Below are 14,060 nucleotides of genomic sequence, written 5' to 3'. Positions count from 1 at the left end.
CATGGCCGAACTGCTGCTCGAGCTTTTCTCCGAAGAGATCCCGGCGCGCATGCAGGTGCGCGCGGCCGACGACCTGCGCCAGTTGCTGGCCGACGGGCTGACGAAGGCGGGTCTTGCCCATGACGGCGGCCGCGCCTTCTCCACCCCGCGCCGCCTGGTCGTCGCCATTCAGGGAATCCCGGACGCCCAGCCGGACCTGTCGGAAGAACGCAAGGGCCCGCGCGTCGGCGCGCCGCAGCCGGCGATCGACGGCTTCCTGCGCGCGGCCGGCGTCGCCAGCCTGGAGCAGTGCGAGAAGCGGGCGACCGACAAGGGCGAGTTCTGGTTTGCGGTAACCCAGCGCCACGGCCGGCCGGCCCGCGACGTGCTGCCCGCGATCGTGACGGCCGCCGTCGCCGCGCTCTCCTGGCCCAAGTCGATGCGGTTCGGCCATTCGGTCTTCCGCTGGGTGCGCCCGCTGCATCGCGTGCTGTGCCTCTTCGACGGCCGGCCGCTGGATGGCGCCCTGATGCTGGACGACACCAACCGCCTGCCCTTCGGCAACATCTCCAGCGGCCATCGCTTCCTGGCGCCGGGCGAGTTCACCGTCAGCGACCTGGCCGACCTGAAGGAGAAGCTGGCCGCCGCCAAGGTCGTCCTCGACCCGGCCGATCGCGCGGCCCGCATCACGGCCGGCGCCCAGGCGCTGGCCGCCGGCGAGGGGCTGAGCCTGCGCGAGGATGCCGGCCTGCTGGCGGAGGTCTCGGGCCTCGTCGAATGGCCGGTCGTGCTGATGGGCCGCATCGACGACGCCTTCCTGGACGTGCCGGCCGAGGTGCTGGTCACCTCGATGCGCACCCACCAGAAGTACTTCGCGCTCGACCGCGCCGATGGCGGGCTGGCCGCGCGCTTCATCGTCGTCGCCAATGTCGAGGCCGCCGACCAGGGCCGGGCGATTGTCGCCGGCAACGAGCGCGTGCTGCGCGCCCGCCTGTCGGACGCCAAGTTCTTCTGGGACCAGGACCGCAAGCTGCCGCTGGCCGAGCGCGTGCCCGCGCTGGCCAAGGTGGTGTTCCACGCCAGGCTGGGCACGATGGGCGAGCGCGTCGCCCGTCTGACGGCGTTGGCTGGCGTACTGGCCCAGTCCATCCCAGGCTGCGACCCGGCCGTGGCGCGCGAGGCGGCCGGGCTGGCCAAGGCCGACCTCACATCCGGCATGGTCGGCGAGTTCCCGGAGTTGCAGGGCATCATGGGCCGCTACTATGCCCGCCATGACGGCCTGGCCGATGACGTGGCCGAGGCCATCGCCCAGCACTATTCCCCGCTCGGCCCGAACGACCGCTGCCCGACGGCGCCGGTCGCCGTCGCCGTAGCCTTGGCCGACAAGATCGACGCGCTGGTCGGCTTCTTTGCCATCGACGAGAAGCCGACGGGTTCCAAGGACCCGTTCGCCCTGCGCCGGGCGGCACTCGGCATCATCCGCCTGATCGTCGAGAACCGCCTGCGCCTGGCGCTGACGCCTGTCTTCGACGCGGCGATCGACCTCTACCGCCCGACCCTGGGCGCAAGCGTCCCCTCCTCGGTGGCGGCCGCCCTGATCGACTTCCTGGGCGACCGGCTGAAGGTGCATCTGCGCGGCGAGGGCGTGCGCCACGACCTGATCGCCGCCGTGTTCGGCACCGGCGGCGAGGACGACATCGTCCGCCTGCTGGCCCGCGTCGAGGCGCTGGGCCGGCTGGTCGGCAGCGAGGACGGCGCCAACCTGCTGGTCGCCTATCGCCGGGCCTCCAACATCGTGCGCATCGAAGAGAAGAAGGACGGCCCGCACGACGGGCCGGTCGATCCGGCCACCCTGGCCGAGGCCGAGGAACGGACGCTGGCCGAGGCGCTCGCCGCCGCCAGCCCCGGCGTGGCCGCGGCAGTCGCCGGGGAACAATATGGCGAGGCCATGCGTTTGGTCGCCGGACTACGTGGGCCGGTCGACGCGTTCTTCGACCGGGTGACCGTCAACGCGCCGGATGCCGCCCTTCGGGCGAACCGCCTGCGTCTCCTGTCGGAAATCCGCCGGACGCTCGACAGCGTCGCGGACTTCTCACGCATCGAGGGATAGAAGCGATCATGACGAGATGGGTGTACACCTTCGGCGACGGCAAGGCCGAGGGCCGGGCGGAGATGCGCGACCTGCTGGGTGGCAAGGGTGCCAACCTGGCGGAGATGAGCAGCCTTGGGCTGCCGGTGCCGCCCGGGTTCACCATCACGACCGAGGTCTGCACCTGGTACTACGACCACGAGCAGCAGTACCCGGCCGAGCTGGCGGCGCAGACGGCCGAGGCGCTGGCCGGCATCGAGGCGCTGGTCGGGATGCGCTTCGGCGATGCGGAGAACCCGCTGCTGGTCTCGGTGCGCTCCGGCGCGCGGGCGTCGATGCCGGGGATGATGGACACCGTCCTCAATCTCGGCCTGAACGACGTCACCGTCGAAGGCCTGGCCCGGCGCAGCGGCGATCCGCGCTTTGCCTATGACAGCTATCGCCGCTTCATCCAGATGTTCGCCAATGTCGTGCTCGACATCGACCATCACTACTTCGAAGAGATCCTCGAGAACCACAAGCTCGACCTCGGCCTGCATCTCGACACCGAGTTGACCGCCGATCACTGGCGGGCCGTCGTTGCCGACTACAAGGCCAGGGTTGCGGAGGTGAGCGGCGCGCCCTTCCCGCAGGAGCCCCAGGCTCAGTTGCAGGCCGCCATCGGTGCCGTCTTCGGTAGCTGGATGAACCAGCGCGCCATCACCTATCGCCGCCTGCACGACATCCCGGAAAGCTGGGGCACGGCGGTCAACGTGCAGGCCATGGTCTTCGGCAACATGGGCGAGGACTGCGCGACCGGCGTCGCCTTCACCCGCGACCCGTCGACCGGCGAGAACGTCTTCTACGGCGAGTACCTGGTGAACGCCCAGGGCGAGGATGTCGTGGCCGGCATCCGCACGCCGCAGCACCTGACGATCGCCGGCAAGCAGAAGAACGGCTCCAGCCTGCCGTCCATGGAAGAGGTGATGCCGGTGGTGTTCACCGAGCTCGACCGCGTCCGCGGCGTGCTGGAGCGGCACTACCGCGACATGCAGGACATCGAGTTCACCGTCCAGCAGGGCAAGCTGTGGATGCTGCAGACGCGCACGGGCAAGCGCACCGCGGCGGCGGCCCTGCGCATCTCGGTCTCGCTGGCCGAGGAAGGGCTGATCGACCGCGCGACCGCGGTCGCGCGCATCGACGCCTCCTCGCTCGACCAGTTGCTCCACCCCACGCTCGACCCCAAGGCCGAGCGCAAGGTGGTGGCCAAGGGCCTGCCGGCCTCGCCCGGCGCGGCATCGGGCGCCGTCGTCTTCAGCGCCGAGGAGGCCGAGACCCGCGCCCAGCGCGGCGACGCCGTCATCCTCTGCCGCATCGAGACCAGCCCGGAGGACATCCAGGGCATGCATTCCGCCCGCGGCATCCTGACCACGCGCGGCGGCATGACCAGCCACGCGGCCGTCGTCGCCCGCGGCATGGGCCGCCCCTGCGTCGCCGGGGCCGGCGAACTGCGCATCGACTATCGCGCCCAGACCATGACGGTGCGCGATGTGGTGGTGAAGGCGGGCGAGCGCATCACCATCGACGGCGGTACCGGCGAGGTCATGCTGGGCGCCGTGCCGACGGTGGAGCCCAAGCTGTCCGGCGACTTCGCCCAGTTGATGGAGTGGGCCGACGGCATCCGCCGGATGAAGGTGCGGACCAACGCCGAGACGCCGGCCGACGCCCGCACCGCGCGCAAGTTCGGCGCCGAGGGCATCGGCCTCTGCCGGACCGAGCACATGTTCTTCGACGCCGGCCGCATCGTGGCCGTGCGCGAGATGATCATGGCGGGCGACGTCGAGGGCCGGCGCCGGGCGCTGGCCAAGCTGCTGCCGATGCAGCGCGACGACTTCGCCGAGCTGTTCCGCATCATGCGCGGCCTGCCCGTCACGATCCGCCTGCTCGACCCGCCTCTGCACGAGTTCCTGCCCCACTCCGAGGCCGAGCTGGCCGAGCTGGCCACCGTCATCGGCGCCAGCGTCGAGCAGGTGCGCCAGCGTGCGGCCCAACTGCACGAGACCAACCCGATGCTGGGCCATCGCGGCTGCCGGCTCGGCATCACCTATCCCGAGATCTACGAGATGCAGGCCCGCGCCATCTTCGAGGCGGCAGCATTGGTGGCTGGCGAGGCCGGGGAGTCGGTCGAGCCCGAGATCATGGTGCCGCTGATCGCCACGCGGAAGGAGCTCGACATCCTGAAGGCGGTGATCGACCGGGTGGCGGGCGAGGTTGCCGCCGCATCCGGCCGCGAGGTGGCATATCTCGTGGGGACGATGATCGAGCTGCCCCGCGCGGCCCTCAAGGCCGGCGACATCGCCGCCACCGCGCAGTTCTTCAGCTTCGGCACCAACGACCTGACGCAGACCACCTTCGGCCTGTCGCGCGACGATGCCGGCAACTTCCTGCCGGCCTATGAGCGCCAGTCGATCCTGGAGCACGACCCGTTCGTGACGCTGGATGTCGAGGGCGTGGGCGAACTGGTTTCTATCGCCGCCGAGCGCGGCCGCAAGACCCGGCCCGACCTGAAGCTCGGCATCTGCGGCGAACATGGCGGCGACCCCGCCTCCATCCGCTTCTGCGAGACGGTCGGCCTCGACTACGTCTCCTGCTCGCCCTACCGCGTGCCGATCGCCCGACTGGCCGCTGCCCAGGCGGCGCTCAAGACCGAGCGGGTGACCAGCACGGCCTGAGCTTCAGTACCGCGCCCATTCGGGCCGTTGCGGCACCAGCCGCGACGGCCCGGCTTCCAGCGGCCGCCCGGCCGCTGCCGCGGCTTCGGCCGCCTCCAGGCGCACCAGCGCCAGGCCCAGCCCGTCGATGCCCGAGCGCATCTCGCCCGCGTCCTTGCCGTCGAACAGCAAGGGTGTGCCGGGTGCCGGCACCGGGCCGTCGATGGCGACCGGCATCAGGCGCTTGCGCACGAGGCCGCGATATTTGGTGCGCGCCGTCAGTTCCTGGCCCATGTAGCAGCCCTTCTTCCAGTCGACGCCGTTCAGTTCGTCGAAGCCGGATTCGAGCAGGATCGCCTTGTCGACCGGCAGGTCGCGGCTGCCGTCGGGCACGCCATGAGCCAGGCGCAGGCGGTCGTAGTTGGCGAACGGCACGGCCGCAAAGCCGCGGGCGAGCGCCACGTTCTCAGCCTCGTGCCGCGGCAGGATGGCGCGCAGCCCGAGTGCCGCCAGACGCGGATCGACGAAGGCGACGCCGCCGCCCGCGGGTGCCGCCAGGCCGGGCTGGTCGGCAAGGCCGAAGGGGATGCCGGCGCCGTCGCCGAAGAGCGCCACCACCGACCAGTCGTCGCCGCCATCGGCCAGCGTCACCTTGGAGCGCAGGCGATACATCGACAGGCGCTTCAGCAGGTCCACCCGTCGCCCCGCCTCGACGTCGAGCAGCAGAGTCTCGCCCGCTTCGACGATGAAGAGGTCGTAGAGGAACTTGCCCTGCGGCGTCAGCAGCGCGGCATGGATGGCGCGGTCGGGGCCGACGCGCTCGACATCGTTGGACACGAGGCCCTGCAGGAAGGCGCGCCGATCAGGGCCCGACACCGTCAGCACCGCGCGCTGGTCGAGAAGGATGAAGGATAGCGGGGTCATGCACCTCACCCGAAGTCCGAGCAACTTGGTGCCGAGCCGGAGCCCAGCCCCCTATATGTGGTGGCTGGCCGGCGGCGCGGCAACCCATGACCGCGGAGACGCCAGGAAGAGCGGCAGCCACAGGATATACCAGAGCTCCGAAGGCCCTTTTATGACAGCCCCCAGGTCGCTGATGCCGATGGTCGCCGCATGGACGACCAGCACGGCCGCGACCAGGGACGGCAGCTCCGTCCGGCCGGCGACGGCGTCGCGCATGGCCGACAGGAACAGTACCAGCACCAGCGCCAGCCCCGCCGCCCCGCCGTAATAGGCCGCCGATACATAGATGCTGTGGGGGAAGGTGACGAGGTTGCCGGGGTCGATCTGGGCGTTGACGCCGTAGCCGAACCACGGCCGATCGCGCACCAGGTCCAGCGTGAAGGTCCAGATCTCCAGCCGGTAGGACTGCCGCGTCAGCATCTCCCCCAGCCAGCCGCGGGCAGCGTCGGACCAGCCGAACAGCAGCGCCAGCGCCGCCAGGGCCACACCCGCCGACAGCAGGATCGCGCGGGGGCGCAGCCGGCACACGACCAGGATCGCCAGCGACACGCCGAGCGCCAGGATCGGCCCGCGGCTGCGCGTCAGCAGCACGAAGGCGATGCAGGCCAGCGTGCCGGCCGCCATCGCCACCCGCTCCAGCCGGCTGCGGCCGTCCTCGGCCAGCAGCCAGGCCCCTAGGATGGCGCCCATGCCGACGATCGCCCCGCCCAGGATCTGGTGGCGCGTCTCGGCGAAGCCCGGCAGGCGGTCGGTGCAGCCGTCGGTGCAGGCCAGCCCATGCAGCGCCAGCGATATCGCGGCGTTGGCGGCGATCGACCAGAACAGCACGGTCGCCAGCCGCCGCCCGAAGCCCGGCATGGCGCCGCGGGCCAGCACCAGCGACGCCAGGAACAGCACCGTGAAGGCGCCGCTGCCGATGTACTTGTCGTATTTCGCCGGCCCCTCGCCCGTGTACCAGGCGATGCTGAGCGTGAAGAAGCCGCAGACCAGGGCCGCGACCAGGAACCAGCGCTGCGACAGGTGGGCCAGTGCCGCCCGCCGGTCATGGACGAAGACCGCCAGCGTGGCCGGGATCACCGCGGCATAGAAGAGGATGGCCCAGGCCCGGTTGCTGGGCACGAACAGGCCGGCCGCCAGGAAGGCCATGACCAGCATGGCCAGCAGCGGGCCGGGCGCCCCGCCCGGCAGCCAGCGCGCCAAGGCCGTCACCGCCGGAGCCAGGGGGCGTCGCGCTGCCCATCGCGGCCCAGCAGCACGTCCAGCATGTACCCGGCCACCATGCGGGCATCGGCCATTTCGCCATAGACCTGCCAGCCGCGCTCGGCCACGGGCCGCCAGTCCCGGTCGTTGGCGGCGAATGCGGCCACCCGCTCGACCAGTTCCTCCTCGGTCGAGAAGAAGGCGGCGGCGTCCTCGCCCAGCAGGTCGGCATAGCCCGATGCCCGGTCGATGAAGGCCAGCAACCCGTTGCCCATGATGTGGGCGATGCGGTCGGACGAATAGAGCGCCACATCGTTGCGACGGCTGAGGTTGAGCTGCGCGCGAGAGGCCTCCAGGAAGTCCTGGTAGGCCGCTCCCGTCAGCACCGGCCGCCCCTCGGCCCCGGCCGCCCCCAGGCGCAGGCCAGGCACGCGGCGGCGCAGGATGGCGAGCAGGTCGTCCATCGGCCGCTCCACCCCGCCATAGCTACGCAGGTCGGACCCTTTGCCGACCGAGACCGACAGGTCGTGGGCATGGCTGGCGGCGGCAAAGGACCGGGCGCGCTCGATCGAGCGGTCAACCGGGTTGGGGATGAAGTGCAGGTGCGGCAGCGACGGCCCGAACCACGGCTCCCACGGCGCGGCGGTGCTGACGAAGGTGGCGTCGGCATGGCGGGCGAAGCGCGACATCCGCCGGACGTTGCCGGCGTCGAACAGCGCGTCGACGTTCCACTGCGCCACCCGGCAATCCGGCAGGGCCTGGCGGATCTGCCCCACCACCTCGGGCAGGATCATGTTGGCGTGGCCGAGCAGGAGGATCTCCGGCCGGTACTCGCGCGCGAACTCCAGCAGCGTGCGGCTGGCCCGCGCGCGGCCCAGCACGCGGTTCCCGAACAGCGTCTGCCAGCGCGCGACGTCGCGGTCGGAGAAATTGAAGACGTTGTGGCCGAGCTGGATCAGCCCGTTCGACAGCTTGTTGGCGACGCCGTGGACGAACGCCCCCTTGGGCCGGACGGAGATGCCGCCGACATGCAGGATTCGGAAGGGCTTCGACATGCGGGCTATGCAGGTCCTGGCAGGCTGGGGCAGCGGGTGGTGCGGGCGGCGTCGCGGACGACATGAGCATATCCCGGCCGCCGGCTCCAGTGGCTGCGGCGAGATGCGGCTGATCGCTAGCCTGCCGTCTGCGATGTCGCGTATAAGCCACGGACCATGCTGGCGTTTAGACCCAACGGCCCTCGCGGCACCTGACGATGGGCGGGCTCCTGTTCATCACCGCGACCCGGATCGGCGACGCCGTCCTGTCGACCGGCATACTGGGGCGCTTCATGGCCGACCTGCCCGGCGTGCCGGTGACGGTGGCCTGCGGCCTGCCGGCCGCCCCCCTCTTCCAGCATGTCCCGGGGCTGGAGCGTGTCCACCCCATGGTGAAGCGCCGCGGCGGCGGCCACTGGTTCGAGCTGTGGCGGGCCACCGTCGGCCGGCGCTGGGACGCCGTGGTCGACCTGCGCGGCTCGGCCCTTGCCTGGTTGCTGCCGGCGCGCCGACGCCATGTCCGCGTGCGCGGCCTCGGGTCCGATATCCGCCACCGGGTGGTCGAGCTGGGGCAGTCCTTCCGCTTCCAGCCACCGCCGGCGCCACGCCTGTGGCTAGGCGCCGGCGATCGCGCCCGGGCCGCCGCATTGCTGCCGGATGGCGGCCCGATCCTGGCCGTCGGCCCGACCGCCAACTGGCCCGGCAAGGAGTGGGACCCGCACCGCTTCGCCGCCATGGCCCAGGCCATGACCGGGCCCGGGAGCGAACTGGCCGGTGCCCGCGTGGCCGTGCTGGCGGACGGCCGCGAGCGCGACCGCGTGCTGCCGGTCCTGGCGGCCGTCCCGCGCGACCGACTGGTCGACCTGGTGGGGCAGGACCTGCTGACGGCGGCCGCCTGCATCGAGCGGGCGCGGCTCTTCGTCGGCAACGATACCGGGCTGATGCATTTGGCGGCCGCCGTCGGCACGCCGACGCTCGGCCTGTTCGGGCCGACCGACGACCGCATCTACGGCCCCTGGGGGCCCGCCACGGCGGTCGCCCGCACGACCGAGAGCCTGGCCGACCTGCTGGGCCGCCCCGGCTTCGACCCGCGCACCACCGGCAGCATGCTGGACGGGCTGACCGTGGACGCGGTCGCAGCCGCGGCCACGGACCTGCTGGCGCGGACGAGGGCTGCGGCATGACGGCGATCTCGGCGATCGTCACCGCGGGCGACCGGGACGAGCTGGCCGAGTGCCTGTCGTTCCTGTCCTTCGCCGACGAGATCGTCGTGGTGACGAGCCAGACGCGCGACCGCACGCCGGAGGTCGCCCGCCGCTTCGGCGCCTATCTGCTGCAAGGCACCTGGGCGCGCGAGGGCGAGCGGCGGAATGCGGCGATCGAGGCCTGCACCGGCCCCTGGGTGCTGGAGATCGACTCGCACGAGCGCGTCACCGCCGAGCTGGCGGCGGAACTGCGCTACCTGACCGCCATCTCGCCCTTCACCTCGCACGAATTGCCGGTCGACACCTTCGTCGGCCGCCACCTGATCCGCCATGGCTGGGGCGGCGCCTATGGCGAGGACGCCTATCCCGGCCTGTTCCGCAAAGGCGCCAAGCGGTGGGGACTGGAGCGGTCGCAACCAAGCCTGACACTCGACCCGAACCGCGGCCCGCGCCTGCAGAACCCGGTCGAGCGCCACGCCTATCGCAACCTGTCCGGCCTGCTGCATCGGCTCGACCACAACACAACCCTGCGCGCGGCCGACCTGCGCGAGGCCGGCGGGCTGGGGCGACGGCGCAGCGCGGTTTGCCGATCCGCGGCCGAGTTCTGGCAGTGCTATGTCCGCCGCAAGGGCTGGCGCGAGGGTGGCTTCGGGTTGATGATCGCCACCTGCGCCGGGCTGGACCCGCTGCTGTCCCATCTGAAGGCCGAGCTGGAAGACGAATGAGCAACCCGCCGGCACCGCGCATCCTGCAGGCGATGGCGGGCGCCCCCCAGGGCGGGGCCGAGAACTTCTTCGTCCGGCTGGCCGGCGGGCTGGCACGGGCGGGCGTCGAGCAGAAGATCGTCATTCGCCGCAACCCCGAGCGCGCCGCTGCCCTCCGCGCCGAGGGCATCGAGCCGGTCGAGCTGCCCTTCGGGGCCTGGTTCGATTTCACCACCAGCCCCACCCTGCTGCGGCTGGTGCGGGACTGGCGGCCGGCCGTGGTGCTGACCTGGATGAACCGGGCGACGCGGGCCATGCCGCCCGGCCCCTTCGTCCACGCCGCGCGCATGGGCGGCTACTACGACCTGAAATACTATCGCCGCTGCCATCAGCTCATCGGCAACACCCAGGACATCGTCGATCATATCGTCCGTGGCGGCTGGCCGCCCGAGCGAGCCCATTACCTGCCGAACTTCGTCGACGACCGGCCGGCCGACCCCGTCCGCCGCACCGACCTGGGCACGGCCGACGACGCGCCCGTGCTGCTGGCGGCCGGGCGCCTGCATCGCAACAAGGCGTTCGACGTGCTGCTGGCGGCGCTGGCGCGCTTGCCGCGGGCGACCCTCTGGCTGGCGGGCGAAGGGCCGGAACGGGATGCACTGACCCGCCAGGCGGCCGACCTGGGCGTGGCGGCGCGCGTCCGCTTCCTCGGCTGGCGCGACGACGTGGCGGCCCTCTGCGGTGCCGCCGACATCTTCGTCTGCCCCTCGCGCCACGAGCCCCTGGGGAACGTCGTGCTGGAGGCCTGGGCGCGCGGGCTGCCGATGGTGGCCGCCAGCTCGCAAGGGCCGGCGGGGCTGATCGAGGACGGCCGCACCGGCCTGCTGGTGCCGATCGACGATGCCGAGGCGCTGGCCGCCGCCATTGACCGGGTGCTGGAGGATCCGGCGTTGGCCCGCGACCTGGCCCGGGCCGGGCGCGCGCAGCACGATGCCCACTTCTCCGAAGCCGCCGTCGTTGGTCGCTACATCGAATTCTTCCAGCAGGTGGCCGCCTGATGTGCGGCATTGCCGGGCTGATGACGCTGGACGGGTCGGCCCCGCCGGAAGCCGTCCTGTCGGCGCTGCTGGCCGCACTGGCGCATCGCGGCCCCGATGGCGACGGCCGCCATGTCTCGGGCGATGTCGGCATGGTCCAGGCCCGCCTGGCGATCATCGACCTGGCGACCGGCGACCAGCCGCTCTACGAGCCGGGCGGCGGCGCGCTGGTCGCCAACGGCGAGATCTACAACTACCTGGAGCTGCGGGCCGCCCTCGACGGCGCCCGCATCGCCACGGGGTCGGACTGCGAGCCGCCGCTGCACCTCTATCGCCGCCACGGGCTGGCCTTCACCCGCCATCTGCGGGGCATGTACGCGATCGCCATCCACGACCCGCAGGCGCGCCGGCTGGTCCTGGCGCGCGACCCCTTCGGCATCAAGCCGCTCTACTATGCCGAGACCGCGCGCGGCTTCTCCTTCGCGTCCGAGCCCCAGGCCCTGGTCCGCGCCGGGCTGGTGGAGCCGGAGGTCGACACCGACGTCCGCGCCGAACTGCTGCAGCTCCAGTTCTCGACCGGGACGCAGACGATCTTCCGCGGCATCCACCGCCTGCGCCCGGGCGAGACGCTGGCGGTGGCCGGCGGGCGCATCGTCGAGCGGTTCCACCGGGCGGCCCTGCCCGAGGGCGGCCCCACGGCCATCGGCGAGGCCGACGCGCTGGCCCGCCTGGATGCCGCACTGGAGGACAGCGTGCGCCTGCACCAGCGGTCGGACGTGCCCTACGGCCTGTTCCTGTCGGGCGGGGTCGATTCGACCGCCGTGCTGGCGATGATGGCCCGCCTGGCCGAGCGGCCGGTGCGCGCCTTCACGGTGGGCTTCCCCGGCACCGGCGTCGCCGACGAGCGCGACGCCGCGCGCCGGGCGGCCGCCGCCGTCGGCGCCGAGCATGTCGAGGTCGAGTTCACCGAGGCCGATTTCTGGCGCCTGCTGCCGGCCGTGGCCGCCGCCATGGACGATCCCGCCGCCGACTATGCGACCTTGCCCACCTTCAAGCTGGCCGCGGTCGCCGGGCAGGAGCTGAAGGTCGTGCTGTCGGGCGAGGGCGGCGACGAGCTGTTCGCCGGCTATGGCCGCTATCGCAGCGCGGTCCGGCCCTGGTGGCTGGGCGGGCGGCTGCCGCGGGCGCGCGGCATTTTCGACCGCATAGAGGTCCTGCGTACAGACCTCAGCGGCTGGCGCGACGGCATCGCGTCAGCCGAGGTGTCGGCGCGCGGGACCGGCCGCTCGCGCCTCCAGGTCGCCCAGGCGGCCGATTGCGCCGACTGGCTGCCGAACGACCTGCTGACCAAGCTCGATCGCTGCCTGATGGCCCATGGGGTGGAGGGGCGCACGCCCTTCGTCGACCCGGAGATGGCGGCGCTGGCCTTCGCCTTACCCGACACGCTGAAGATCCGCGACGGGCGCGGCAAGTACCTGCTGCGGCGCTGGCTGGCGGGCGCGCAGCCCACCGCCGAGCCCTTCGCTCGCAAGAAGGGCTTCACCGTGCCGGTCGGCGAATGGATCCATGGGCGCGGTACCGTCCTGGGGCCGCTGGTAGCCGCCCACCCCGCCATCCAGCCGATCGCCGATGCGGGCGCCGTCGTCGCCCTCTTCCGCACCCCGGGCAAGCATGAAGGCTTTGCCGCCTGGACGCTGCTCTTCTATGCGCTGTGGTTCGGCCGCCATATGCTGGGACGGCCCGTCACCGACGACGTGTTCGCCGCGCTCGCGGCCTGAAAAGATCACCAAGCCCGCCCCTTCCCCGGAGGCCCCATGTCGCAATCCTTCGATCTCGTCGTCACCGGCGGCCAGACCTTCACCCCGATGGGGCTGCTGGAGACCGATGTCGGCATCCGCGGCGGCCGCATCGTCGCCATCGGCGGCCTCGCCACGGCGGCCGCCGCCCAGCGCATCGACGCGCGCGGGCTGACCGTGTTGCCCGGCGTCATCGACACCCAGGTGCATTTCCGCGAGCCGGGGTCCGAGCACAAGGAGGACCTGGCGACCGGAACGGCGGCGGCCGCCATGGGCGGCGTCACCGCCATCTTCGAGATGCCGAACACCAAGCCGCTGACCCTGACCGCGGCGGACCTGGGCGAGAAGCTGCGCCTGGCCGCCGGCCGCACCCAGGTCGACCATGCCTTCTTCATGGGCGGCAGTGCCGCCAATGCCGAGCACCTGGCCGTTCTGGAGCGGCTGCCCGGCTGCTGCGGCGTCAAGGTCTTCATGGGCAGCTCGACCGGCGACCTGCTGGTGGAGGACGACGCCACCCTGGCCGCGATCCTGAAGAACGGCGTCCGCCGCATGGCCGTCCATGCCGAGGACGAGGCCCGGCTGAAGGCGCGCCGGCACCTGGTGGAGGGCGGCGCCCCGCCGACCATGCATCCCGAATGGCGCGACGAGCAGACGGCCCTGCTGGCGACCCAGCGGCTGGTGGGCCTCGCCCGCCAGGCGCGCCGCAAGGTGCATGTGCTGCACATCACGACGGCTGAGGAGATGGAGTTCCTGGCCGGCCACAAGGACTTCGCGACCGTCGAGACGACGCCCCAGCACCTGACCCTGGCCGCCCCCGAATGCTACGAGCGGCTGGGCACGTATGCCCAGATGAACCCGCCCATCCGCTCGGCCCGCCACCGCGAGGCCCTGTGGCGCGCCGTGGCCGACGGGGTGGTCGACGTCATCGGCTCCGACCACGCGCCGCACACGCGGGCCGAGAAGGACAAGCCCTATCCCGAAAGCCCGTCCGGCATGCCGGGCGTGCAGACCCTGGTGCCGCTGCTGCTGGACCATGTCGCCCAGGGCCGCATGACGCTGGCGCGCTTCGTCGACCTGACCAGCGCCGGCCCGCAGCGCCTCTACGACATCGCCGGCAAGGGCCGCATCGCGCTCGGCTACGACGCCGACCTGACGATCGTCGACTTGAACGCCCGCCGCCGCATCGAGAATTCCTGGATCGTCAGCAAGTGCGGCTGGACCCCGTTCGACGGCATGGACGTGACCGGCTGGCCGATCGCCACGGTCGTGCGCGGCAACATCGTCATGCGCGACGACGCCCTGGTCGGCCCGCCGATCGGCCGGCCGGTTCGCTTCGCCGACTGCATGCCGGGGTAGGCGAACC

General features: G+C 72.0%; 10 protein-coding genes. 7 read left to right on the top strand and 3 right to left on the bottom strand.

The annotated features are described in order from the left end of the window. The first annotated feature begins 1 nt into the window (after position 1). Complete coding sequence (gene glyS, locus STVA_RS08475) at positions 2–2,089, top strand: glycine--tRNA ligase subunit beta (RefSeq protein WP_123689064.1); 2,088 nt, start codon at positions 2–4, stop codon at positions 2,087–2,089. Between the two features lie 8 nt (positions 2,090–2,097). Further along, a complete protein-coding gene (gene ppdK, locus STVA_RS08470) occupies positions 2,098–4,779 on the top strand; it encodes a pyruvate, phosphate dikinase (protein ID WP_123689065.1) in 2,682 nt (893 codons plus the stop codon). A gap of 3 nt (positions 4,780–4,782) precedes the next feature. Here ppdK and ygfZ read toward each other — a convergent pair whose 3' ends face one another. Genes ygfZ through STVA_RS08455 form a run of 3 tightly spaced genes read right to left on the bottom strand, consistent with a single transcriptional unit; the run spans position 4,783 to position 7,976 of the window. Next, the gene (gene ygfZ, locus STVA_RS08465) at positions 4,783–5,682 is read right to left on the bottom strand and encodes a CAF17-like 4Fe-4S cluster assembly/insertion protein YgfZ (RefSeq protein ID WP_123689066.1); all 900 of its coding nucleotides are present in this window, start codon (positions 5,680–5,682) and stop codon (positions 4,783–4,785) included. 51 nt (positions 5,683–5,733) lie between these two features. After that, positions 5,734–6,921, bottom strand: coding sequence for an O-antigen ligase family protein (locus tag STVA_RS08460; RefSeq protein ID WP_142235705.1), 1,188 nt, complete (start codon positions 6,919–6,921; stop codon positions 5,734–5,736). Between the two features lie 5 nt (positions 6,922–6,926). Then, entirely contained in the window at positions 6,927–7,976 is a 1,050-nt protein-coding gene (locus tag STVA_RS08455; RefSeq protein ID WP_123689068.1) for a glycosyltransferase, read from the bottom strand. A 197-nt stretch (positions 7,977–8,173) separates the two neighbouring features. On the opposite strand from STVA_RS08455, the gene STVA_RS08450 reads away from it, so the two are divergent. Genes STVA_RS08450 through STVA_RS08430 form a run of 5 tightly spaced genes read left to right on the top strand, consistent with a single transcriptional unit; the run spans position 8,174 to position 14,053 of the window. After that, positions 8,174–9,139 (top strand): glycosyltransferase family 9 protein, encoded by a 966-nt coding sequence (locus STVA_RS08450; RefSeq protein WP_123689069.1) that lies wholly within the window; start codon positions 8,174–8,176, stop codon positions 9,137–9,139. Next, positions 9,136–9,885, top strand: a complete 750-nt coding sequence (locus tag STVA_RS08445) for a glycosyltransferase family 2 protein (protein WP_123689070.1) — start codon at positions 9,136–9,138, stop codon at positions 9,883–9,885. The genes STVA_RS08450 and STVA_RS08445 overlap by 4 nt, the downstream gene beginning before the upstream one ends. Continuing rightward, complete coding sequence (locus STVA_RS08440; protein WP_123689071.1) at positions 9,882–10,922, top strand: glycosyltransferase; 1,041 nt, start codon at positions 9,882–9,884, stop codon at positions 10,920–10,922. The genes STVA_RS08445 and STVA_RS08440 overlap by 4 nt, the downstream gene beginning before the upstream one ends. Further along, positions 10,922–12,679, top strand: coding sequence for an asparagine synthase (glutamine-hydrolyzing) (asnB, locus tag STVA_RS08435; RefSeq protein ID WP_123689072.1), 1,758 nt, complete (start codon positions 10,922–10,924; stop codon positions 12,677–12,679). Before STVA_RS08440 ends, asnB begins: the two co-directional genes overlap by 1 nt. A gap of 36 nt (positions 12,680–12,715) precedes the next feature. Then, positions 12,716–14,053, top strand: coding sequence for a dihydroorotase (locus STVA_RS08430; protein WP_123689073.1), 1,338 nt, complete (start codon positions 12,716–12,718; stop codon positions 14,051–14,053). Positions 14,054–14,060: the final 7 nt, after the last annotated feature.

Source organism: Stella humosa (assembly GCF_006738645.1).
GTDB lineage: Bacteria > Pseudomonadota > Alphaproteobacteria > ATCC43930 > Allostellaceae > Allostella > Allostella humosa.
Note: the sequence above shows the minus strand (reverse complement) of the source record. Positions and strands in the feature narration are given on the sequence as shown.